At 69.2% G+C, this 22,285-nt stretch carries 25 protein-coding genes and 4 tRNA genes; 9 read left to right on the top strand and 20 right to left on the bottom strand.

Features of this window, described 5'->3' with window-relative positions; all coding sequences use genetic code 11:
- Positions 1-14 precede the first annotated feature (14 nt).
- From ruvC to pdxS, 4 genes are read right to left on the bottom strand one after another with little or no spacing between them, the layout of a single operon-like run.
- Positions 15-578, bottom strand: a complete 564-nt coding sequence (gene ruvC / locus QE428_RS11730) for a crossover junction endodeoxyribonuclease RuvC (RefSeq protein WP_133399580.1) — start codon at positions 576-578, stop codon at positions 15-17.
- Positions 579-624: 46 nt separating this feature from the next.
- Positions 625-1,389, bottom strand: coding sequence for a YebC/PmpR family DNA-binding transcriptional regulator (locus QE428_RS11725; protein ID WP_091353478.1), 765 nt, complete (start codon positions 1,387-1,389; stop codon positions 625-627).
- Positions 1,390-1,447: 58 nt separating this feature from the next.
- A complete protein-coding gene (pdxT, locus tag QE428_RS11720) occupies positions 1,448-2,038 on the bottom strand; it encodes a pyridoxal 5'-phosphate synthase glutaminase subunit PdxT (RefSeq protein WP_307469398.1) in 591 nt (196 codons plus the stop codon).
- Complete coding sequence (gene pdxS / locus QE428_RS11715) at positions 2,035-2,925, bottom strand: pyridoxal 5'-phosphate synthase lyase subunit PdxS (protein ID WP_018186716.1); 891 nt, start codon at positions 2,923-2,925, stop codon at positions 2,035-2,037. Before pdxS ends, pdxT begins: the two co-directional genes overlap by 4 nt.
- A 40-nt stretch (positions 2,926-2,965) precedes the next feature.
- Here pdxS and QE428_RS11710 point away from each other — a divergent pair, with 40 nt between their 5' ends.
- Together QE428_RS11710 and pdxY are read left to right on the top strand one after the other, a co-directional pair.
- Positions 2,966-4,318, top strand: a complete 1,353-nt coding sequence (locus tag QE428_RS11710; RefSeq protein ID WP_307469393.1) for an aminotransferase class I/II-fold pyridoxal phosphate-dependent enzyme — start codon at positions 2,966-2,968, stop codon at positions 4,316-4,318.
- Entirely contained in the window at positions 4,315-5,166 is an 852-nt protein-coding gene (gene pdxY / locus QE428_RS11705) for a pyridoxal kinase PdxY (protein ID WP_133399577.1), read from the top strand. Before QE428_RS11710 ends, pdxY begins: the two co-directional genes overlap by 4 nt.
- Before the next feature lie 21 nt (positions 5,167-5,187).
- On the opposite strand, the gene QE428_RS11700 is transcribed toward pdxY, so the two are convergent.
- A complete protein-coding gene (locus tag QE428_RS11700) occupies positions 5,188-5,739 on the bottom strand; it encodes an HIT domain-containing protein (protein ID WP_307469388.1) in 552 nt (183 codons plus the stop codon).
- On the bottom strand, positions 5,736-7,745 hold the full coding sequence (thrS, locus tag QE428_RS11695; RefSeq protein ID WP_307469385.1) for a threonine--tRNA ligase: 2,010 nt from the start codon (positions 7,743-7,745) through the stop codon (positions 5,736-5,738). The genes QE428_RS11700 and thrS overlap by 4 nt, the downstream gene beginning before the upstream one ends.
- Positions 7,746-7,899: 154 nt before the next feature.
- Here thrS and QE428_RS11690 point away from each other — a divergent pair, with 154 nt between their 5' ends.
- Positions 7,900-9,066: an SLC13 family permease gene (locus QE428_RS11690; protein ID WP_307469382.1), complete on the top strand. Its 1,167-nt coding sequence runs from the start codon at positions 7,900-7,902 to the stop codon at positions 9,064-9,066.
- A 4-nt stretch (positions 9,067-9,070) separates the two neighbouring features.
- On the opposite strand, the gene QE428_RS11685 is transcribed toward QE428_RS11690, so the two are convergent.
- Together QE428_RS11685 and QE428_RS11680 are read right to left on the bottom strand one after the other, a co-directional pair.
- A complete protein-coding gene (locus QE428_RS11685) occupies positions 9,071-9,727 on the bottom strand; it encodes a DNA alkylation repair protein (protein WP_307469378.1) in 657 nt (218 codons plus the stop codon).
- Between the two features lies 1 nt (position 9,728).
- The gene (locus QE428_RS11680; protein WP_307469376.1) at positions 9,729-10,241 is read right to left on the bottom strand and encodes a glycine cleavage system protein R; all 513 of its coding nucleotides are present in this window, start codon (positions 10,239-10,241) and stop codon (positions 9,729-9,731) included.
- Between the two features lie 76 nt (positions 10,242-10,317).
- Between QE428_RS11680 and QE428_RS11675 the strand changes: the two genes are divergently transcribed.
- Complete coding sequence (locus tag QE428_RS11675; protein ID WP_307469374.1) at positions 10,318-11,361, top strand: NAD(P)-dependent alcohol dehydrogenase; 1,044 nt, start codon at positions 10,318-10,320, stop codon at positions 11,359-11,361.
- 18 nt (positions 11,362-11,379) lie between these two features.
- Here the strand turns inward: QE428_RS11675 and QE428_RS11670 are convergent, their stop codons facing one another.
- A complete protein-coding gene (locus QE428_RS11670) occupies positions 11,380-11,730 on the bottom strand; it encodes a YnfA family protein (RefSeq protein ID WP_091353446.1) in 351 nt (116 codons plus the stop codon).
- A 136-nt stretch (positions 11,731-11,866) separates the two neighbouring features.
- On the opposite strand from QE428_RS11670, the gene QE428_RS11665 reads away from it, so the two are divergent.
- On the top strand, positions 11,867-12,181 hold the full coding sequence (locus tag QE428_RS11665; RefSeq protein WP_307469366.1) for a hypothetical protein: 315 nt from the start codon (positions 11,867-11,869) through the stop codon (positions 12,179-12,181).
- 50 nt (positions 12,182-12,231) lie between these two features.
- Here QE428_RS11665 and QE428_RS11660 read toward each other — a convergent pair.
- From QE428_RS11660 to QE428_RS11650, 3 genes are all read right to left on the bottom strand, one after another.
- Positions 12,232-12,303, bottom strand: a tRNA-Val gene (locus tag QE428_RS11660).
- A 24-nt stretch (positions 12,304-12,327) separates the two neighbouring features.
- Positions 12,328-12,401 (bottom strand) — tRNA-Cys (locus QE428_RS11655).
- A gap of 55 nt (positions 12,402-12,456) precedes the next feature.
- Positions 12,457-12,528: transfer RNA gene (locus tag QE428_RS11650), tRNA-Gly, on the bottom strand.
- Positions 12,529-12,688: 160 nt separating this feature from the next.
- Here QE428_RS11650 and QE428_RS11645 point away from each other — a divergent pair.
- Positions 12,689-12,761: transfer RNA gene (locus tag QE428_RS11645), tRNA-Val, on the top strand.
- A 45-nt stretch (positions 12,762-12,806) separates the two neighbouring features.
- On the opposite strand, the gene QE428_RS11640 is transcribed toward QE428_RS11645, so the two are convergent.
- The 7 genes from QE428_RS11640 to zapE form a co-directional block, all read right to left on the bottom strand.
- The gene (locus tag QE428_RS11640; RefSeq protein WP_307469363.1) at positions 12,807-13,277 is read right to left on the bottom strand and encodes a type II toxin-antitoxin system PemK/MazF family toxin; all 471 of its coding nucleotides are present in this window, start codon (positions 13,275-13,277) and stop codon (positions 12,807-12,809) included.
- 32 nt (positions 13,278-13,309) lie between these two features.
- Positions 13,310-13,780, bottom strand: coding sequence for a hypothetical protein (locus QE428_RS11635; protein ID WP_307469360.1), 471 nt, complete (start codon positions 13,778-13,780; stop codon positions 13,310-13,312).
- Between the two features lies 1 nt (position 13,781).
- Positions 13,782-14,594, bottom strand: coding sequence for an ABC transporter substrate-binding protein (locus QE428_RS11630; protein WP_307469358.1), 813 nt, complete (start codon positions 14,592-14,594; stop codon positions 13,782-13,784).
- A 105-nt stretch (positions 14,595-14,699) separates the two neighbouring features.
- Positions 14,700-15,452: an MBL fold metallo-hydrolase gene (locus QE428_RS11625; protein ID WP_307469356.1), complete on the bottom strand. Its 753-nt coding sequence runs from the start codon at positions 15,450-15,452 to the stop codon at positions 14,700-14,702.
- Between the two features lie 2 nt (positions 15,453-15,454).
- Positions 15,455-15,904: a DUF6098 family protein gene (locus QE428_RS11620; protein WP_307469352.1), complete on the bottom strand. Its 450-nt coding sequence runs from the start codon at positions 15,902-15,904 to the stop codon at positions 15,455-15,457.
- Positions 15,905-16,031: 127 nt separating this feature from the next.
- Positions 16,032-17,300: an ammonium transporter gene (locus QE428_RS11615; protein ID WP_307469349.1), complete on the bottom strand. Its 1,269-nt coding sequence runs from the start codon at positions 17,298-17,300 to the stop codon at positions 16,032-16,034.
- 165 nt (positions 17,301-17,465) lie between these two features.
- On the bottom strand, positions 17,466-18,497 hold the full coding sequence (zapE, locus tag QE428_RS11610) for a cell division protein ZapE (protein WP_307469345.1): 1,032 nt from the start codon (positions 18,495-18,497) through the stop codon (positions 17,466-17,468).
- A gap of 65 nt (positions 18,498-18,562) precedes the next feature.
- Between zapE and QE428_RS11605 the strand changes: the two genes are divergently transcribed.
- On the top strand, positions 18,563-19,267 hold the full coding sequence (locus tag QE428_RS11605) for a dihydrofolate reductase family protein (protein WP_307469342.1): 705 nt from the start codon (positions 18,563-18,565) through the stop codon (positions 19,265-19,267).
- On the opposite strand, the gene QE428_RS11600 is transcribed toward QE428_RS11605, so the two are convergent.
- Entirely contained in the window at positions 19,239-20,459 is a 1,221-nt protein-coding gene (locus QE428_RS11600; RefSeq protein ID WP_307469339.1) for a S9 family peptidase, read from the bottom strand. The genes QE428_RS11605 and QE428_RS11600 overlap by 29 nt on opposite strands.
- A gap of 25 nt (positions 20,460-20,484) precedes the next feature.
- Here QE428_RS11600 and QE428_RS11595 point away from each other — a divergent pair, with 25 nt between their 5' ends.
- Positions 20,485-21,066 (top strand): DUF3000 domain-containing protein, encoded by a 582-nt coding sequence (locus QE428_RS11595; RefSeq protein WP_307469337.1) that lies wholly within the window; start codon positions 20,485-20,487, stop codon positions 21,064-21,066.
- Positions 21,059-22,255 carry a ribonuclease D gene (locus QE428_RS11590; RefSeq protein ID WP_307469335.1) on the top strand — a complete coding sequence of 399 codons (1,197 nt, stop codon included), beginning with the start codon at positions 21,059-21,061 and terminating at the stop codon, positions 22,253-22,255. Before QE428_RS11595 ends, QE428_RS11590 begins: the two co-directional genes overlap by 8 nt.
- The last annotated feature ends 30 nt before the right edge of the window (positions 22,256-22,285 follow it).

Below are 22,285 nucleotides of genomic sequence, written 5' to 3'. Positions count from 1 at the left end.
TCGAGCGACACGCGTCAGCGCCGTGTCGCCTTCTCCGCTGCGGCCCACGCGCGTTGCGCCGGCGTCAGCGCGGCGTCGGCGCCGACGGGTGCGGCACCGCGACGCCATGCGTGGCAGAGCGCGAGCGCGAGGGCGTCGGCGGCATCCGCCGGCTGCGGCAGCGCATCCAGACGGAGGACGCGCGCCACCATGGTCTGGACCTGGAGCTTCTCGGCGTTCCCGTACCCGGTGATCGCCGCCTTCACTTCCGAGGGAGTGTGCGTTGCGGCGGGCAGGCCGTGCTCGGCCGCGAGGAGGAGAGCGATGCCGCTCGCCTGGGCCGTGCCCATGACGGTGCTCCGGTTCTGCTGGGCGAAGACGCGCTCGACGGCGACGACGTCGGGTCCGTGCTCGGCCAGGACCGCCCGGATGCCGGCAGCGATCGTCGCGAGGCGCTGCTCGATCGGCGCTTCGGGCGAGGACCGGACGACACCCACGTGGACGAGCGACGCCGATCGGTCGCGCCGGACGTCGACGACGCCGACGCCGCATCGGGTCAGTCCCGGGTCGATGCCGAGAACGCGAAGAGCGGATGCCACTCCCCCACGCTAGGCGGGAGGTGCGGCATCCGCTCGTCGGCGCGCCCTACTCTTGCTCGTCGTCCTCGAGTTCCGCCTGCACCTCGGCCGTGAGGTCGAAGTTGGCATAGACGTTCTGGACGTCTTCGCTGTCCTCGAGGGCATCGATGAGCCGGAAGACCTTGCGCGCCGTGTCGGCGTCGATCTCGACCTTGAGGTTCGGGACGAATTCGACATCCGCGGACTCGTACTCGATGCCCGCATCGGTGAGCGCGGAGCGGACGGCGACGAGATCGGATGCCTCGGTGACGACCTCGAAGCCCTCGGAGTGCGGCTCGATCTCCTCGGCGCCGGCCTCGAGAGCGGCCATCATCACGTCGTCCTCGGTGGTACCTTCGCCCGAGACGACGATGACGCCCTTGCGCGCGAAGTTGTACGCGACCGAGCCCGGGTCGGCGAGCGTGCCGCCATTGCGGGTGAGGGCCGTCCGGACCTCAGCGGCGGCGCGGTTCTTGTTGTCGGTCAGACACTCGACCATGAGCGCGACACCGTTGGGACCGTACGCCTCGTACATGATCGAGGTGTACTCGACCGACTCGCCGCCGATGCCCGCGCCGCGTTTGATCGCGCGGTCGATGTTGTCCTTCGGGACCGACGTCTTCTTGGCCTTCAGAACGGCGTCGAAGAGCGTCGGGTTGCCCTGCAGGTCGGCGCCGCCGAGCTTGGCGGCGACCTCGATGTTCTTGATGAGCTTCGCCCACGACTTCGCGCGACGCGAGTCGATGATGGCCTTCTTGTGCTTGGTGGTCGCCCACTTGGAATGTCCGCTCACGGGACTCCTCTCGGAAAAAGCGCAGGGTCCAGTCTAGGACCGAGGCCACGCCCCTTCGCTACGCGTCGCGCGCGGAGTCCAGGAGGAGCTCGTGGAAGCGCGTCTCGCCGTCGAGCTCGGGATGGAACGAGAGGCCCACGACGCGACCCTGGCGGACCCCGACGACCCCGCCGCCCGGAAGACGAGCGATCACCTCCGCGGACGGACCGACCTCGCTCACGATCGGCGCGCGGATGAACGTGGCCCGTACGCGCGGCTCCCCCACCACCGGAGCGTCGATGTCGGTCTCGAACGAGTCCGCCTGCGATCCGAACGCGTTCCGTCGCACGGTCACGTCCAGCCCGCCGAACGTCTGCTGGCCGGCGATGCCGTCTTCGAGCCGGTCGGCGAGCAGGATGAGGCCGGCGCACGTGCCGAGGACCGGCATCCCGTCAGCGATCGCCGTCCGGATGGGATCGCGCATCCCGAAGGCGCGCGACAGCTTGTCGATGACGCTCGACTCGCCGCCGGGCAGGACCAGGCCCACGACCGCCGCGAGATCCTCGGGTCGCCGGACGAGGACGACGTCGGCGCCGAGACCCGCGAGCGTCCTGGAGTGCTCCCGGACGTCGCCCTGGAGGGCGAGGACGCCGATGCGAGGTCTCGTCACCAGCCCCGGTCCGCCAGCCGGTGCGGAGCGGGGAGGTCCGACACGTTGATGCCGACCATGGCCTCGCCGAGTCCTCGCGACACGTCCGCGACGACCTTGGGGTCGTCGAAGAAGGTCGTCGCCTTCACGATCGCCGCGGCGCGCTCCGCGGGGTTGCCGCTTTTGAAGATCCCGGACCCGACGAACACCCCGTCGGCCCCGAGCTGCATCATCATCGCCGCATCCGCCGGAGTCGCGACGCCACCGGCCACGAACAGGACGACGGGGAGGGTGCCCGTCTCGGCGATCTCGGCGACGAGCTCGTACGGCGCCTGCAAATCCTTCGCCGCGACGTAGAGCTGATCCTTCGACAGCGCCGACAGGGCGGCGATCTCGCCACGGATCTTGCGGATGTGCTTCATGGCCTCCGACACGTCGCCTGTGCCGGCCTCGCCCTTGGAGCGGATCATCGCCGCCCCCTCGGTGATGCGGCGCAGGGCTTCACCCAGGTTCGTCGCACCGCAGACGAAGGGCACCGTGTATCCCCACTTGTCGATGTGGTTCACGTAGTCGGCGGGCGAGAGGACCTCGGACTCGTCGATGTAGTCGACGCCGAGCTCCTGCAGCACCTGCGCCTCGACGAAGTGCCCGATGCGCGCCTTGGCCATCACGGGGATCGAGACCGACGCGATGATGTCATCGATGAGATCGGGGTCGCTCATCCGCGCGACGCCGCCCTGGGCGCGGATGTCGGCCGGCACACGCTCGAGCGCCATGACGGCGACGGCGCCGGCGTCCTCGGCGATCTTGGCCTGGTCGGCGGTGACGACGTCCATGATGACGCCGCCCTTGAGCATCTCGGCGAGGCCCCGCTTGACGCGCGCCGTTCCGGTCGAATTCGTTGGCATAGGCCAAAAGTTAGCATGACCCGGACATAGACTCGACGGCATGACGAACGATGTCCTGGCGATCAGCGGCGACACCGCCGCGGAGATCGCCGACAGCATCCGTTCCCTCATCGACCGCGGCGACCTCGGCCCCGGCGCTGCGCTTCCTCCGGTGCGCGCGCTCGCCGACACGATCGGCGTCAACCGGAACACCGTCGTCGCGGCCTACCGCCACCTCGCCGCTGCGGGCGCCGTGGAGACCGCCGGTCGAGCCGGAACCCGCGTCGCGCCGCGCTCGGACCCTGCCCAGGAGGGATTCGCCGCCGACACGGTCCTCCGCGATATCGCGACGGGCAACCCCGACCCCACCCTCATCCCCGATCCGTCCCATGCCCTGTCGAGCCTCGCCGGCCGCCCCGTCCTCTACGGCGAGCCGACCATCGACCCCGACCTCGAGGAGTGGGCAGCCCGGTGGATCGAGAACGACCTCCCTGGCCGGGACGATCTCCGGCTGACGATCACCGGCGGCGCCGTGGACGCGCTGGAGCGCCTGTTCGCCGACGCCCTCACCCGCGACGACGGTGTCGGACTCGAGGACCCGTGCTTCCTGTCGGCGTTGCGGACCGTGAAGATCGGCGGCTACCGACCCGTCGCCATCCCCGTCGACGAGCACGGGATGACGGTGGCCGGCCTCCAGGCCGCGCTCGATGCGGGCGTCCGCGCCATCGTCTGCACGCCCCGCGCGCAGAACCCCACCGGCGTGAGCCTGACCGCCGAGAGGGCGGCGGAGCTGCGAGCCGTGCTGGCGCGGCATCCGTACGTCCTGGTCATCGAGGACGACCACTTCTCGATGCTCTCGCGGGAGCCGTACCACTCGATCATCGGACCGGATCATCGTCGGTGGGCGCTGATCCGATCGGTCTCGAAGTTCCTGGGGCCCGACATGTGCCTCGCCGTGACCGCGAGCGACCGTGAGACCGCGGACCGCCTGGCGCGGCGGCTGAGCCCCGGCTCCACCTGGGTGAGCCACCTGCTGCAGCGGCTCGTCGTCACGCTGGTGTCCGATGACGAGGTCATGGCCGGCGTCGAACGCGCGGCCCGGCACTACCGGTCACGCAACGAGGCGTTCGCCGACGAGCTGACCCGCCACGGGGTCCCCACGACGGCGGGCGACGGCCTCAGCCTGTGGGTCCGGGTCCCGGCTCCCGCCCGAGCCGTCGCCGAGCAGTTGATGCGACGCGGCTGGCTGGCCCGGCCCGGCGACGAATTCTTCCTCGCCGACGACGACGCCCGCCATCGCCTGCGCCTGACCGTCCACGACCTGTCCGACATCGACCTCGCGCGGCTCGCCGCCGACGTCGCCGCCTCGGCGCGAGCGATCGTGCCCTCACCGGAAGCGAGTACCGCCCCGTGAAGATCCTCTCCATCCAGTCCGCCGTCGCGTACGGTCACGTCGGCAACTCCGCCGCCGTGTTCCCGCTGCAGCGCATCGGCGTCGAGGTCTACCCGGTCTACACAGTGAACTTCTCGAACCACACCGGTTACGGCGCCTGGCGCGGCCCGCTCATCAGCCCGCAGGATGTCGCCGACGTCATCACCGGCATCGAGGAACGCGGCGCCTTCGGCGAGATCGACGCCGTCCTCTCGGGCTACCAGGGCGGCGAGGGGATCGGCGACGTCATCCTCGACGCCGTCGCGCGCGTCAAGGCCGCCAATCCGAACGCGATCTACGCCTGCGACCCGGTCATGGGAAATGCGAAGAGCGGATGCTTCGTGGCCCCCGCCATCCCGGTCCTCCTCCGCGAGCGGGTCGTCCCCGCCGCCGACCTGATCACGCCGAACCAGTTCGAGCTCGGCTTCCTCACCGGCACCGACCCCGCCGACCTCGACTCGACCCTGGCCTCCGTCGACGCGGCGCGTGCGATGGGACCGTCGACCGTGCTCGTGACGAGCGTCGAGCGGCCCGACCGACCCGAGGGGACGATCGAGATGCTCGCCGTGACGGATGACGGTGCGTGGATCGTCCGCACGCCGCACATCCCGATGAAGGCGAACGGCTCCGGCGACGTCACCGCCGCCCTGTTCACCGCGCACTTCCGCGAGAGCGGGAATGCCGCCGATGCGCTCGCGAGGACCACCTCGAGCGTGTTCGACCTGCTCCAGAACACCTACGACGCGGGCACGCGAGAACTGCAGCTCGTCGAGTCGCAGGAGGCGTACGCGCACCCGCGGATGCAGTTCGAGGTCACGCAGGTCCGGTGATCCCCGCGGACGGCGGGCCTGTCAGAGAACGGGCCAGCCGTCCGCCACCGACTGGCGGACCTCTCCGAGCAGCTGCGGCAGTGCCTTCGTCTTCGCGATGATCGGGAAGAAGTTCGCGTCCGTCGCCCAGCGGGGCACGATGTGCTGGTGGAGGTGCGCCGCAACGCCCGCGCCGGCGACCTCGCCCTGGTTCATCCCCAAGTTGAAGCCATCGCAGTTGGCGACCTTCCGCAGCACCCGCATGGCCACCTGGGTCAGCGCGCCGATCTCGGCGACCTCTTCGGGCGTCGCCTCGTCGTAGGTGCCGAAGTGACGGTACGGGCACACGAGCAGGTGCCCCGAGTTGTACGGGAACAGGTTCAGCAAGACGTACGCCGTCTCGCCGCGGGCGACGATGAGCCCCTCCTCGTCCGACTTCCCGGGCGCCGCGCAGAACGGGCAGTCGTGCTTGAGCGGTTCCGGTCCCGCCTGGATGTAGGCCATCCGATGCGGCGTCCAGAGCCGTTGGAACTCATCCGGAACCCCGGCGAAGTCGATCGACGACTCGGGGCCCACCTCGCCGGCATCACTCATACGAGGTCCTCGGCCGTGTTGATGAGCAGCCGGCCCGAGATCGCCGCGACGATCTTGTCGATCGCCTCGTCCACCGGGATGCCGTTGGTCTGCGACCCGTCGCGGAACCGGAACGACACCGTGCCGCCCGATCGGTCCTGCTCCCCTGCGATGAGCTGGAGCGGCACCTTCTGGGTCGTGTGGGTACGGATCTTCTTCGGCATGCGGTCGTCCGAGTGATCGACCTCTGCGCGGACGCCGGCGGCGCGCAGACGCGCGACGATGTCGTCGAGATACGGACCGTATTCCTCGGCGACGGGGATGCCGACGACCTGGACCGGTGCGAGCCAGACGGGGAAGGCACCGGCGTAGTGCTCGAGCAGGATCGCGAAGAAGCGCTCGATCGATCCGAAGAGCGCGCGGTGGATCATGACCGGGCGGTGCTTCTCGCCGTCGGGGCCGGTGTACTCGAGCTCGAACCGCTCGGGCTGGTTGAAGTCGAGCTGGATCGTGGACATCTGCCAGGTGCGGCCGATCGCGTCGCGTGCCTGGACCGAGATCTTCGGGCCGTAGAACGCCGCCCCACCCGGGTCGGGCACGAGCTCGAGACCGGAACCCTCGGCGACCTCGCGGAGGGTCTGCGTCGCCTCGTCCCACAGGCGGTCGTCGCCGATGAACTTGGGGTTCCCCTCCTCCTTCGTCGAGAGCTCGAGGTAGAAGTCGTTCAGCCCGTAGTCGCGCAGCGTCTGCAGCACGAACTCGAGGCTGTGCTCGAGCTCACCCTTGACCTGATCGGCGGTGACGTAGATGTGGGTGTCGTCCTGTGTCATGCCCCGCACACGGGTGAGACCGGCGAGCGTGCCGCTCTTCTCGTAGCGATAGACCGAACCGAACTCGCTGAGCCGCAGCGGCAATTCGCGGTAACTGCGTCCGCGCGAGCGGAAGATCAGGTTGTGGAACGGGCAGTTCATGGGCTTCAGGTAGTATTCCTGGCCCTCGCGCGAGACGTGACCGTCGGCATCCACCACCTCATCGAGCACCATCGGGGGGTACATGCCGTCGGCGTACCACTGCAGGTGGCCGCTCGTCATGAACAGGTCACCCTTGGTGATGTGGGGCGTGTTCACGACCTGGTAGCCGTTGGCGAGGAGGCGTTCGCGCATGTAGCGCTCGATCTCGTAGCGGATGATGCCGCCCTTGGGGTGGAACACCGAGAGGCCGGGCCCGATCTCCTCGGGGAAAGAGAAGAGGTCGAGGTCCTTGCCGAGCTTGCGGTGGTCGCGCTTGGCGGCCTCCTCGAGTCGGTGCTGGTAGGCGCGGAGTTCGTCCTTCGTGGGCCAGGCGGTGCCGTAGATGCGCTGCAGCTGCGGGTTCTTCTCGCTGCCGCGCCAGTAGGCACCGGCCACGCGGGTGAGGTCCCAGCCGTTGCCGGCGATACGGGTGCTCGGCACGTGGGGTCCGCGGCACAGGTCTTTCCACGCGGTCTCACCGTCGCGGGTGACGTTGTCGTAGATCGTCAACTCGCCGGCGCCGACCTCGACGGAGGCGCCCTCGGCCGCCTCCTGGGACCCGCCCTTGAGCCCGATGAGCTCGAGCTTGAACGGCTCGTCCGCGAGCTCGGCGCGAGCCTCGTCATCCGTGACGACGCGACGAACGAAGCGCTGCCCCTCCCGGACGATCCGCTCCATCTCCTTCTTGATGGCCTTGAGGTCCTCCGGGGTGAACGGGTCGTCGACGCCGAAGTCGTAGTAGAACCCGTCCGTGATCGGCGGGCCGATCCCGAGGTTCGCCTGCGGGCGGACGCGCTGCACGGCCTGCGCGAGGATGTGGGCGGTCGAGTGCCGGAGGATGTTCAGCCCGTCGGGGCTCGACACCGTCACGGGCTCGACGCCGTCGAGGGAGCCGACGACAGTCGCGAGGTCCTTCAGCTCGCCAGCGATGCGGAGGGCGACGACGGAGCGGTCGGGGAACAGGGCGAAACCGTCGGCAGGAAGGTCGACGTCCGCCGGGGCGATCAGATCAGTCAAGGGGAGAACTCCAGGAAGTGGCTCGGATCAGGAAAGTCAGCTTCGAGCGCACACTGCGCTCCGCCCGCTCAGGCCCGCGGCGTTCGCGTGCCGGCGAGGTGGGATGACCGGCCGTTCTGCATCCTGCGAGTCTACTGGGCACCGGACAGGCGCGATGATGGATGCCGTGAAGCTCGCTCTCGCGGGAGTCGCCCTCCTGCTGGGGGCGGTGGCCGCCCTCGCCACCGGCGTCCTGCCCCTGGCCGACCTCGGGGATGTCGCCGAGCGCGTCCTGCCGATCCTCGCATTCGTCGTGGCGGTCACGATCGTCGCCGAGCTCGCCGCGAAGGCAGGCGTGTTCGACGTCACCGCATCGTGGCTCGCACGCCTGTCGCGCGGACGGACGATGCTCCTGTGGGTCCTAGTCGTGGTGCTCGCCGTCGTGACGACGGCGTTCCTCTCGCTCGACACCACGGCCGTGCTCCTGACGCCCGTCGTCATCGCCGTCGCGCGCGCCAACGGCCTGCCGCCGCTTCCCTTCGCGCTCACCACCGTCTGGCTCGCGAACACCGCGTCACTCCTGCTGCCGGTGTCGAACCTGACGAACCTCCTCGCCCTGGCACGGATGCCGGGCGGCGGCGATCCGGCATCCTTCGTCCTCCTACTGGGTCCGTCCGCTGCCGTCGCCGTCCTCGTGACGGTCGCCCTGCTGTGGGCGTTCCACCGCCGATCGCTCGTCGGGATGTTCACGGTCGCGGCGCCGCCGCGGGTGAGTGACCGGGTGCAGCTGGTCGCGGCATCCGTCGTGGTCGTCGCGCTTCTGCCTCTGCTCGTCAGCGGGGTCGAGCCGTGGATCCCGGCGACGGGAGCAGCGCTCGCGCTGCTCGGGCTGTTCGCGTGGCGCTCGCCGAAGGCCCTGAGCGTCGGGCTCGTGCCGTGGTCGCTCCTCGTCTTCGCCACCGGACTGTTCTCCGCGGTCGCGGCCCTCGAGGCGTGGGGATCCGGTCAGCTCGCCGCCACGCTGGCCGGGACGGGCTCCGAACCGCTCGACCTGCTCCGCATGTCGGGAACCGCGCTGGTCGCCGCGAACGGTCTCGACAACCTGCCCGCCTACCTGCTGCTCGAGTCGACCGCGGATACGCCGGAGCGACTCGCGGCACTCCTGATCGGTGTCAACGCAGGGCCGCTCATCACACCGTGGGCATCGCTCGCCACCCTGCTGTGGCACCAGCGACTGGTGGCCGCGGAGGTCCACCTGCCGTGGCGTCGCTTCATCCTCTGGGGTCTCGTCGCGGCTCCCGCCATCGTGGCAGCCGCGACGCTCCCGCTGTTCCTGCGCTGACGCGTCAGAGGTGCTTCAACGCCTCGCGAAGACTGAGCGGGCTGAGCGCGTGCGCGGCGACATACGCCTCCACCCACTCGGGGTACGAACGAGCGGCGTCGCGGAGCGCCCAGCCGATGGCCTTCCGGATGAAGAACTCTCCGTCGCGGAGGTTCGGCCGGAGCGCATCAGCCAGCAAGTGCAGGTCCGTCTGCCCGCGACGGCCGAGCTGGCTGAGGATCGCGAGTCGGCGCAGCCACATCTCCTCGCTGACGCACCACCCGCGCACGAGCGCCTCCCCGTCGCGGGGGTGGGCCTCCAGGAGTTCCCGGATGCGGCCGCTCAACTCGTCGGTGATGTCCCACCACCGGCCGGCCCGCACCATGCGTTCGATCAGCGGGACGATGCGCAGGTCCGCCCGGGCAGGCGGCACCGCGAGGAGCATCATCGCCGCGTATCTCTCTTCGCGGTGGGATGCCACGTCCCACAACTGCTGAGCATCCTCGATGATGACCGCGGCGTCCGGCTCCCCCGCGACGACGGCACGAGCGATGCGTCGGGTGTCCGGCACGCGGACGCCGAGGAACGGCAGGTCGGACTTCATATAGGCCTGCTGGCCGGCGGCACGCGAAGGATCCGCCGCCGCCCGCAGGCGGGCGCGGATCTCGTCGACGCGGCTCACGTCAGGCGACGGTCAGGTCCACCTGGATCTCGCCGGCGAGCTCTTCCAACGCGTGGGTCACGGTGGCGGCATCCGCTCCGACCGGCAACCGGAAGGCGACGGTCGCCTCGAAAAGCGTCCCTCCGGCCATAGGAGCGTCGAGCGTGCGGCTGCGGAAGGTGTCGATGCTGAGTGCGTGGTCCGCGATGGCCGCGGTGACGTCGCGGACGATCCCGGGCCTGTCGTTGCCGAGGACGGTCACCTCGAGCGAGCGCTCGGCCGCCTCCGGGGCGACCGCGGCGCGTCCGCCGTGGACGCCGACCCGCAGCATCCCGTCGAGCCCTTCGAGGGCGGAGACGAGGTCGGCCTGGCGGTCGTCGTCGATCGTGACGAGCACGATGCCGGCGAACGCGCCGGCGAGCTCGGCGAGCTCGCTGCGTTCCCAGTTGCCGCCGACGGCGGACACCTGCTCGGCGAGGGCGTTGACGAGTCCGGGACGGTCGTCGCCGACCACAGTGAGCACGAGGTGGGCCATGGCCGGATCCTATCTCCCCGGCTGCACGAGCGCAGGGCCGTGCGTGCGACGACGGTCGGCGCGTAGCGTGCCCGGCATGAAGGCACTCCAATACACACGAATCGGTTCCCACCCTGAAGTCGTCGAGATCGAGAAGCCCTCTCCCGGACCCGGACAGGTGCTCCTGAAGGTCACCGCCGCGGGTGTGTGCCACTCGGACGAGTTCATCATGAGCCTGAGCGAGGAGGAGTACACCGCCGCTGGGTACCCACTCCCGCTCACCCTCGGGCACGAGGGCGCCGGCATCGTCGAGGCACTCGGCGACGGCGTCGAGCACCTCCAGGTCGGCGACGCGGTCGCGGTCTACGGGCCGTGGGGATGCGGTCGGTGCCGCAACTGCGCGCAAGGCAAGGAGAACTACTGCACGAACGCGCAGGCCGAGGGGATCATGCCTCCGGGCCTCGGCGCTCCCGGATCGATGGCGGAGTACATGATCGTCGACAGCGCACGGCACCTCGTGCCGCTGGGCGACCTCGATCCCGTGCAGAACGTGTCGTTGACGGATGCCGGTCTGACGCCGTATCACGCGATCAAGACCTCCTTGCCGAAGCTCGGCGCCGGGACGACGGCGGTCGTCATCGGCACGGGTGGGCTGGGGCACGTCGCCATCCAGATCCTCCGCGCCGTGTCGGCGGCGACGGTCATCGCGCTCGACGTCACCGATGAGAAGCTCGCGTTGGCGCGCGAGGTCGGCGCCCACCACACCGTCATCAGCGATGAGAACGCCGTCGATCGGATCCGTGAACTCACGGGCGGCCTGGGAGCGAACGCCGTGTTCGACTTCGTCGGCGCCGAGCCGACGATCGCGACCGCCGTCGGGTCGGCCGCGCTCGATGCGGATGTCACGATCGTCGGCATCGGTGGTGGCACGGCTCACGTCGGCTTCGGGTCGATCGCTTACGACGCGGCTCTTCGCCTCCCCTACTGGGGCTCACGTAGCGAACTGGTCGAGGTTCTCGACCTCGCGCGCTCCGGTCAGGTCGGGGTCGAGATCCAGCGGTACTCCCTCGACGACGGCCCGAAGGCCTACGAGGCACTCGCTGCCGGGACGGTCCGCGGCCGCGCGGTCATCGTCCCCTGAGGCGACCCGGGGTCGCGATCATCCCTCCGACGTCTCGGTGACGACCGGCGCGAGGATGATGATCGCGGCCCCGACGAGGGCGATCGCCGATCCGACGTAGTCCCACACGGTCGGCCGGAACCCGTCGACGACGATCCCCCAGGCGAGCGATCCGGCGATGAACACGCCTCCGTAGGCGGCGAGGACCCGACCGAAGTTCGCGTCGGGCTGGAACGCCGCGACGAAGCCGTACGCACCGAGTGCGACGATCCCCAGCAGTGCGAACCACCACCCGCGGTCCTCCCGCACGGCCTGCCAGATCAGCCAGGCGCCGCCGATCTCGGCGAGGGCGGCGACGATGAAGAGGGTGACGATCCGCGCGGTGGTCATGTCGTCAGTCTGGCAGCGACCGATGACGCGGATATGACACGGCGGACCCGGCACGGGAACGCGTGTGCCGGGTGAGACAATGGCGGAGGAGACCGCAGCTCCACCCTCTCTGTACGCCTAGACCTGGGTCGGTTCCATGGGACTCCTCTCTTACAACGCCACGACGCGATTCGACATCGACGACCGGACGCTCGTCCACCTCGAGGCGGTCATCTACGCCAAGCTCCGCCGGGGTGAGTCGTTCCTGTTCACCTGGTCGCGCGCGACAGGAGAAGGCACCGGACGCACGACCGTTTGGATGAACCGCGCGGCGCGCCTGGCGTTCCGACGCCGCCACGACACGCGCATCGCCCTCAACCACGAGTGGATCGCGCGGCTGATGACGGCGGCGAACTCCCCCGCCGGCCTGCACGAGCTTCCGGAGTCCGAGAGCGCCGACGCCGTCGGCTGAGCTCTCCGCATGGGCAACAAAAAACCCCCGGGTGACCGGGGGTTTGTCTGTGCGCGATACTGGGATCGAACCAGTGACCTCTTCCGTGTCAGGGAAGCGCGCTACCGCTGCGCCAATCGCGCCTGTGAAGGCTGTTGAGTTGTGAGTGGAGGTGGCGACGGGATTCGAACCCGTGTGGACGGCTTTGCAGGCCGCTGCCTAGCCACTCGGCCACGCCACCGTGTGTGGTTTGACCCACGTGACGCGATCTCCCCGGAGGAAGATCCCCACACTCGAGCGGATGACGAGATTCGAACTCGCGACCCTCACCTTGGCAAGGTGATGCGCTACCACTGCGCTACATCCGCATTTCGTTCCGGATCTCTCCGGCACTCGTAAAACATTAGACGATTCCTGCGCCAGTGCAAAACCGGCGCCGCCCCGCGCGTGTCTCACCGTCGCAGGCCGTGCCGGTTCGGTCGGGGCCGCCGGATCCGGTATGCTCGGTCATCGGCCCGAGTGTCATTCGGGCGATTGGCGCAGTTGGTAGCGCGCTTCCTTCACACGGAAGAGGTCGTCGGTTCGAGTCCGGCATCGCCCACCGAGAAGCCCCCGAGAATTCGGGGGCTTTCGTCGTTCTCCGGCGTCACGCCGACCAACGGTACCGAGTCCTCAGTGCAGCTGCGACGCGGTCGAAACGGGCGCGGTCGAGCGCTGCTCCCTCGCGGCGCATCGCGGTCCGAGGGACGCTGTAGAGGTGACCGAGGTCAACCCACGACGGGCGACCTGCGGCATCCCACTCCCCTGGACCGAGGGCGAGGTGCTCCCCGTCGCGGTCGTGCGGTTTGCTCGTGAGTCGCACTGCGTACAGCCGGTCCCGACCGTGGAGGCCGATGACGAGGACCGGCCGGTCCTTGCCGCGGCCGTCGGCCTCGTCGAACGGGACCCAGGTCCAGACGATTTCACCCGCATCAGGATCGCCGTCGGGCTCGGGTCGATAGCTGATGCGGAGGTCTCGGAGGTCGGCGGGCATCACTCTCACGGTCCCGGCCGCCGGGGTCTTGCCGTTCGACGGCCGGAACAGACGGACGAGGGCTGAGATCAGGCGCGATGTCACGCCGTCACCCTAACCCTCGTCCGCGGATACCGTCAGTTGTTGAGGATCACGTCCGCTTCGGCGAAGAACTCGTCGACGGCGGCATCCACCGTCTTCGTTCCGAGTCCGAGTTCCTTACCCAGGTCCCAGAACTTCTGCTCCAGCGAGCCGTAGCCGACGACCGCGGGCGGCGGCGCGTCGCCGATGCGGTCCGACACCGACTCGATGTAGTCCGCCACCTGCTGATCGGGGCCTTCGAGCTTCGTGCCCTCCAGCTTGCTGCTGGATGCCGGGAACCCGAGCGTCGTGCCGAAGATCTCTCCCGCCTCGGGGCTGTTCACGGCGTAGTCGAGGAAGATCGCAGCGGCCTCAGGGTGCTTCGTGCGCGAGGAAATCGCCACCTGCAGACCGCCCTGGCGGTAGAGGTCCTTCGCACCGGCATCCGTCGTCGGCGGAGCCACGATTCCGATCGACGATGCTCCGGAGTCGGCCAGGTAGCCGCCGAGGAAGTTGCTCCAGCTCATCTCACTCAGCGTCCGGGTCGAGCCGAAGCCCGAGATCGGGCTGATCTCCTCGAGCTGCTGCTGCGGGATCGTGATGCCGTCGCGCAGCGTCGCGCCAGATTCCCAGAAGTCCGCCAACTCGTCCTTCGTGAACCCGAGCTCGCCCTCCTCCGTGTAGAGCGCCTTGCCGGCGGCGCGCAACTGCAGCTCGAGCACCTGGATGCGCTGCGTGTAGTCGGTGCCGCCGAACGGATCCCCGCCCGTCATTGTCGGTGACCTCGGCGAGCCAGTCGTTGAACTCGTCGAACGACGAGCCCGCCGCGGGCAGCTCGAGACCGTGCTCCTTCAACAGGTCTTCGTTGACGAAGTTCGCCCAGAGGCTGTACCCCGTCGGCAGGGAGTACTGCGTGCCGTCCAGACGCCCGGTGCCGAGCAGGCTGTCGTCGAACGTCGTGAAATCGATCTGATCGGCCACTTCATCCAAGTCGAGGATCGCGCCACTCTCGCCGTACTGGCGCAGGTAGCTGTCGGAGAACTGGAAGACGTCGGGCAGACTGCCGCTCGCCGCCTCGACCTGCCGCTGCTCCCAATAGCTCGGGAAGTCCGTGAAGGTCGTCTTGATGGTGATGTTCGGGTGCTCTTCGTTGAAGGCCTCGATGAGCGTCGCGTAGCGAGCGGCGCGGTCATCGTTTCCCCACCACGCGAAATCGAGGGACACCTTCTCGTCGGGGTCGAACGAGCCGCCCGAATCGGAGGCGGCGGGACTGCAACCGACCAGCGAGACAGCGAAGACGGCTGCGGCCGCCCAAGCGGCGGTCGTACGGATGCGGGACATCGTCGTCCTTTCTCGTCCAGCACTGGACGGAATCAGGGAGGGAAAGCGCTTCCCGCTCAACGTAGGGCAGCGCACCGCGGCGGCACAAGCACGAAATGAAACGACTCAGTGTCGCCCGACGATGCGAGCCCTCTGCACCGCGGTCGCGATCCCCCGCGTCCACGGTTCGCCGTGCCCGGGCAGAACGACAGTCGCATCCGTCTGCTCGAGCACCCCCAACGATCGGAGGGATGCCGCAGCGTCCGCCGTTGCCGCGTCGGCAACGATCTGCGGGCCGCTGACGCCGGTGTACGGGTCCAGGGTCACGAGGGCATCGCCCGAGACGAGGACGTCGTTCGACGCGAACAGCAGCGCGCAGTGGCCGCCGGTGTGCCCGGGAGTGTGTAGCACCGTCGGGCGGCCCGGGACGTCGACGGTCTCCCCGTCGCGCATCGCGTGATCAGCGTCGACACCCCGGACCGCGAGTGCCCCCGCCACTGCCATCCGTCCGATGAAGGGGAGACCGCCGGGGTGGCCGATCAGGTACGGCACCCTGGCCACCGCAGGGCGATAACTGTAGGGATGCCGAGCCAATCGGTGGTCGCCGGGGTGAACATGGACGGGAACTCCCTCCGCGCTCAACGCGCGGGCGAGCCCCACATGATCGAAATGTCCGTGGGTGAGAATCAGCGCATCGATGTTGCGACGTGTGAGACCGAGGTGTCGGAGAAGGTCATCGAGCGGCCCGCCGGTGGCCGGGAGACCCCCGTCGATGAGCGTGACGCCGTCCGCAGTCGTGACGAGATAGCAGTTGGTCGCGGCGACGGTGAGTCGGAAGAACCCGGGTCGGTCTTCGACCCACCGGGATGCCGGAGCCACGATCAGTCCTCCGGCCCGCGGCCGGCATCGAACGCGGTCGCGTATCGACGAGCCGCCTCGTCGAGCAGAGCGGCATCCAGGATCGCGACCGCCTCCGCGTCAGCGATCAGCGGCTCGCAGTCGGGACCCCGCCCGACGTGCTCGCCGCGAAGGACCCAAGCGATCCGCTCCGGGTTTTCGGCCGCCAGGTGCCGGTACTGCGACAGTTGACGCGCCAGCCAGTCTTCGAGCGGCCTCGTCCACCACGCCTCCGCATCCAGCGGATTCACCGAGAGACCGGGCAGGCGAAGACCGCTCTCGCTGTCGACGCTCGTGCAGGCGGCATCCCTCTCCGGCCCTTCGGACCACCGGACGTGCAGTCCCGGGAACGCATGCACGAGAGACGCCAGCTCCGCGAGGCGGAGGATGACGGGCAGATCGGCGTCGACGGATGCGGTGTCGATGTGGGACATGTCCCGGACGCTACGAAATTCACCGTGGGCGACCGGAGGGCCTTGACACCGTCAGGAGGCTTCGCCCAACACACCGACGGAGGGCGCCGCGGGTACTCCCGCGACGCCCTCCGTGTGAGGTGACGGATCAGGCCTTGGCGTCCTCCAGCACGTAGCCGGCCTCGCCGTGCACGACCGTGTCGATACCGGCGATCTCGTCTTCGTTCTTCACGCGGAATCCGATTGTCTTCTCGATCGCGAACCCGATGACGAAGGCGACCACGAAGGAGTAGCCCAGCACCGCGAAGGCTGCGATCGCCTGGACGATGAGCTGCGATGCGTCGCCCCCCATGAACAGGCCGGTGTCGCGGGCGAAGAAGCCGAGGTAGAGCGTTCCGATGAGGCCACCGACGAGGTGGATGCCGACCACGTCGAGCGAGTCGTCGAAGCCGAGCTTGTACTTCAGCTCGATGGCCAGGGCGCAGACGGCACCGGCGATGAGGCCGAGGACGATCGCCCAGACCGGGTCGAGCGAGCCGCACGCCGGGGTGATCGCGACGAGACCGGCGACGGCACCGGAGGCCGCGCCGACGGATGTCGGCTTGCCGTCCTTGATCTTCTCGACCAGGAGCCAGGCGAGCAGAGCGGCGGCGGGAGCGGCGATCGTGTTGACGAAGGCAAGCGCCGCGGTGTTGTCGGCAGCCAGCTCCGAGCCGGCGTTGAAGCCGAACCAGCCGAACCACAGGAGGCCTGCACCGAGGAGGACGAACGGCGGGTTGTGCGGGACGTGGACGCCCTTCTGGAAGCCGACGCGCTTGCCGAGGACGAGTGCCAGGGCGAGAGCGGCCGCACCGGCGTTGATGTGGACAGCCGTGCCGCCGGCGAAGTCGATGGCTCCGACGCCGAACACGTCCTGCAGGCCGTGGGTGATCCAGCCGCCGTACTCGAACGAGCCGTCCTCCGCGAGACCGAAGTTGAAGACCCAGCTCGCGACGGGGAAGTAGACGACCGTCGCCCAGACGCCCGCGAAGATCATCCACGCACCGAACTTGGCACGGTCGGCGATGGCGCCGGAGACGAGCGCGACGGTGATGATCGCGAAGGTGGCCTGGAAGGCGACGAAGGCCAGCGGCGGGTACGTGGCACCCTCTGCGGGCTCGAGGACGCTCGTCAGGCCGACCGCAGCCCCGTCGATCGACCACGGCCCCAGAGTGCCGCTGCTGCCCGGGAACGCGATGGCGTAGCCGTAGAGCACCCAGAGCACCCCGATGAGGCCGAGTGCGCCGAAGGACATCATCATCATGCTGATGACGCTCTTCGCCTTGACGAGACCGCCGTAGAAGAACGCGAGACCTGGGGTCATCAGCAGGACTAGTGCGGCCGCGATGAGTATGAATGCGGTGTTGCCTTGATCCATCTCGAAGGGAACCTCTCTGCAGGGACGCAGGTGTAGCGTCGGGTGCCCCCAGTGTCGAGGTCCGTGGTTTCGCCCGACGGCGCACGGGTGTTTCGCGCTGGTTACGAGGGTGCCGAGAAGGTAAACATCAGGTTTCCCGTGCCTCCGAGAAACGCCTGATGCCGCTTACGAGTGGGTGAGAGCGACCAGGCGCGAGACGGCGCGCAGGTACTTCTTGCGGTATCCGCCGGCGAGCATGTCCTCGCGGAACACCGAGTCCAGGGAGACGCCGGTGGCCCGGATCGGGATCTGCGCGTCGTACGCGCGGTCGACGAAGGCCACGAACCGCAGCGCGGCCGCCTGGTCGTCGAACCCGACGACGTCCCGCAGTCCGATCGTCCCGACCCCCTCGATGAGGCGGATGTAGCGGGACGGGTGCACCGAGGCGAGGTGGCGGATGAACCCGGCGAAGTCGTCATCGGAGACGAGAGTGGATGCCGCGGCATCCCTCATCGCGTTCTGGTAGGCGGTGTCGTCCAGAACCACCGCGTGCCCGTCGACGGCCCGCTGGCGGTAGTCCGTGCCGTCGATCCGGATCGTCTGGAAGTGCTCGGACATCGCCTGGATCTCGCGCAGGAAGTCCTGGGCGGCGAAACGCCCTTCACCGAGGGCGTTCGGCGGCGTGTTCGACGTCGCGGCGAGCTTCGTGCCGGTGGGCACCAGCTCGGCGATCAGCCGGGTCATCACCATCGTGTCGCCCGGATCGTCGAGCTCGAACTCGTCGATGCAGAGGAGGTCGGCGCCGCGGAACAGCTCCACCGTCTTCTGATAGCCCAGCGCGCCGACCAGGGCCGTGTACTCGATGAACGAGCCGAAGTACTTCCGGCGGGCGGGCATCGCGTGATAGATCGCTGCGAGGAGGTGGGTCTTACCGACGCCGAAGCCGCCGTCGAGGTAGACACCCGGCTTCATCGGAGCCTCGCGCTTGGCGCGCCGGAAGAAGCCACCGCGCGCCGCAGCGGCGGTACGGCCCGAGCTGAAGGTCTCGAGCAGGTCCTTCGCCTCCTGCTGCGAGGGGTACGCCTCGTCCGCCCGATAGGTGGCGAAGGTCGCCTCGTCGAACTGAGGCGGAGGAACGAGTGCGGCGACCATCTCGGCTCCGCTCACCTTCGGATCGCGTTCGCTCAGATGAGTGGTTCCGGAGGAGGTCACAGGCACCCGCCAAGCCTAGCCGCCGCGCCGGCGACCCTCGCCGCGGCGACCGGCCGTGGGAGGATGGCGGCGTGTGGCTGACAGAGGTGCTTCCGACCGCGGGTGAGCGAGTGGATGCCGCGACCCCGGAAGGCCGTCGCTGGATCGCCGACCGCTACGCGCCGCCCCGGGAGGACTGGGTGCGGCTCAACATGATCACCTCGTTGACCGGATCGGCCGTCGGTCCGGACGGGACGAGCAACACCCTCACCAACCGCGCCGACCGGGCGATCCTCGGCGTGATCCGCGCGAGCGCCGACGCCATCATCGTCGGTGCGCAGACCGTCCGAGCCGAGGGCTACCTCCTCCCCCGCCGTTCCCGGCTGGCCATCATCACCGGCTCCGGTGATCTCGCGGGCCACCGGCTCGACCCGGATCCCGACGGACCGGACGATCAGGTCCTCTTCGTGATGCCCGAGGGAGCCGACGCACCGCCGGTCGAGCGTGGAATCACCGTCGTGCACGTGCCCACGCACGGCGGACGGATGCCTGCCACCGGCATCCTCTCGGCGCTCACCGAACGCGGCCTGCGTCACATCGTCTGCGAAGGCGGCCCGATGCTGGCGGCGCAGTTCGCTGCCGACGATCTCATCGACGAGTACTGCGTGACGGCTGCACCGCACCTCGTGCCCACGGCGGGGCCATTCCTGCCCTTGCGTCGCCCCATCGACACGTCACCGGCGGGCGTCCTCATCGACGACGACGGGTTCAGTTATCTGAGGCTCCGGCGCCGCTGATGCCCTGCGCGGTCACCCACTCGCGGATGCGAGACGTCCATCGCTCCTCGTCGTAGTTCCAGAGCTTCGTGTGGCGCGCTCCCTCGAACTCCTCGAGGTCGATGAGGTCCGGCCGGAGATCGCGCAGCGCGCGTGACGCGCCGACGGGGACGAAGTCATCCGCGTCGCTGTGGAGGATGAGGGTGGGCGCGACGAGTTCATCGGCCCGCGTGAGCAGGTCGAGACGGTCCCAGGGGATCGGGTCCGCCGCGCCCGTCAAGGGCGACGCCCACCGCTGCGCCAGCGCGTCGAGGGCCGCCCGGGCGAGCGGGTTCGGGATGCCCATGAGTCCGGCGTGATGGGTGAGCACCTGTCGCCAGTCGACGACCGGCGAGTCGAGCACGAGTCCCACGATGCGATCCCGGTGCGCCGAGTTCACGGCGAGCTGCAGGGCGATCGCCCCGCCCATCGACCAGCCGACGAGTACGATTCGCTTCGCACCGGAGCGACGCGCGTGACCGATCGCTCGGTCGACGTCGCGCCATTCGGTCGCCCCGAGGGCCGACGCTCCTCCCCTGCTGCGCGGGGCGTCACCGTCGTTCCGGTACGACGCGAGCATCGACGTGATACCCGCCGCGCGGAATGCCGGGACGCCGCGGAGAGTCTCGGAACGCGTGGTGCCGCGTCCGTGGATGTGGATCGCCCAGATGTCCGTGGGCGCATCGGCGGGGAAGACCCAGGCCGGGCAGGAGCCGAGCGCCGTCGAGACCGAGACGTTCTCGAACGGCAGATGCAGCTCTCCGGGCTCGGAGAAGTACCAGCCACTGAAGGCGGCGGCCGAGGTCAGCCTGTCGGTCTCATCGATCTGCGTCAGGAGCTTGCGTGTGACGGATTCCGCCCGGGTCGTCAAGACCGTGCCGAGCTTCACGTAGGACTGCGTCCCCGTGGTGAACAGCCCGTACCGCCCCGGCAGGACCGTGTCGGCCGAACGCGACAGGGTGATGGTCTGCGCGGCGGTGTCGACGTCCACGATGGTGGTGTCGGGCGCCCGTCTGGCGGGGGTCACGACGCGGCGCGCGACACGCCCGGCGAGAAGGGCGAGCAATCCCGTGGCACTGATGAACGCCGTGGCCAGTGCGACGACGGTGCTTCGGACCGCGACGACGGTTCCCGGCCGGGCGTCGTCGGGAACGGCGCGCCTGGAAGCCTTCATGGTGCCCTCACTCTAGTCTGTCGCCGTGACCGAACCCCCGTCCGGGCCGCCGGAATTCCTCGCCGTCGGCGACGCGCTGCGCGGCCTGCATTTCCGCGACGACTTCGTGGTGCGCGAGATCGCCGCACCGTCGTCGCTTGCGCCGGACGCCATCGCGTTCGCCGGAGACGTCCGTCCGGAGGAGGACGGCGAATCGATGTACGGCACGGGACGCATCGTGATCCTCCACGATGCGTCCGAACCGGATGCCTGGGGCGGCCCCTGGCGGATCGTCTGCTTCGCGCAGGCGCCGCTCGAACCCGAGATCGGCACCGATCCCCTGCTGGCCGACGTAGCCTGGTCATGGCTGGTCGACGCCCTCGCCGCACGTGGAGCAACGTTCCATGCGGCATCCGGCACAGCGACCAAGACCCTCTCGAAGGGTTTCGGGACGCTGGCCGCGGAGGGCGATGGTGCGCAGATCGAGCTCCGCGCATCATGGTCCCCCGAGGGAGACCTCACCAGTCATATGGATGCCTGGGGTGAGTTGGTCTGCATGCTGGCAGGTCTTCCCCCGGGCTCGGAGAACATCGCCGTGTTCGGCGGGCAGCGGAGTACACGTGGCTGAATACGAGGTCATCGCCGATCAGGAAGCGGCGGCGGCCGCAGCGTCGCGCCTGGCGGCCGGGCACGGTCCGGTCGCGGTCGATGTGGAGCGGGCATCCGGATTCCGGTACTCGCAGCGCGCCTATCTCATCCAGGTCTATCGCCGCGGGAGCGAGGTCTTCCTCTTCGATCCGCCCGCGATCGGCGACATGTCTGCCCTGCAGGCGGCGATCGGCGACGAGGAATGGGTCCTCCACGCCGCGAGCCAGGATCTGCCTTCTCTTCGTGAAGCCGGGCTCGAGCCGCCTCGCATCTTCGACACCGAACTCGCCGCCCGCCTGCTCGGGCATGAGCGGGTCGGCCTCGGTGCGGTCGTGGAGCAGACCCTGGGGATCACCCTCGCCAAGGCGCACTCCGCTGCGGACTGGTCTACTCGGCCTCTGCCGCAGGGATGGTTGGAATACGCGGCTCTCGACGTGCTGCACCTCATCGACGTCCGCGATGCCCTCGCCGCAGAGCTCGACGAGCAGGGCAAGACCGCTTTCGCCGACGAGGAGTTCGAGGCCGTGCGCACGCGCGCACCGAAGCCTGCACGCGAGGAGCCGTGGCGTCGCCTCAGCGGACTGCACACGGTACGCGGTCGCCGCGCTCTGGCCGTTGCCCGCGCCCTCTGGACTGCCCGCGAGGAGTACGCCCGCGAGGAGGACGTCTCCCCGGGTCGCCTCGTACCCGACCGCTCCCTCGTCGCCGCCGTCATCGCCGATCCGGCGTCGAAGCAGGACCTCGCGCGGGTCAAGGACTTCACCGGTCGCGCGAGCCGCAGCCAGCTCGACCGCTGGTGGTCGGCGATCGAGGCCGGGCGCGCCGACCCCGTCCTCCCGCCCGAGCGCGGTCCTGGCGATGGGATGCCGCCGCCGCGCGCCTGGGCGGACCGCAACCCCGCCGCGGACGCGCGACTGAAGACCGCCAAGCCTCTCGTCGATGCGCGTGCAGAAGAGCTGCACATGCCGACCGAGAACCTGCTGACGCCTGATCTGCTTCGTCGCGTCGCGTGGAATCCCCCCACCGAGATCACGGCGGAATCGGTCGGTCGGGCCCTGATCGACCTCGGTGCACGGGCATGGCAGATTGAACAGACTGCACAGGTGATCGCCGCGGCTTTTGTCGATTCCGTGCAGAGCCCCGACGCGGTGTCCGAGACCGCTTCGTAGGTTCGAACCAACCGATTTTCGCGGCTTCGC

This window comes from Microbacterium sp. SORGH_AS_0505 (assembly GCF_030818715.1).
In the GTDB taxonomy this organism is placed as follows: Bacteria; Actinomycetota; Actinomycetes; order Actinomycetales; family Microbacteriaceae; genus Microbacterium.
The sequence above is the reverse complement of the archived record's forward strand: the minus strand, read 5'-3'. Positions and strand labels throughout refer to the sequence as shown.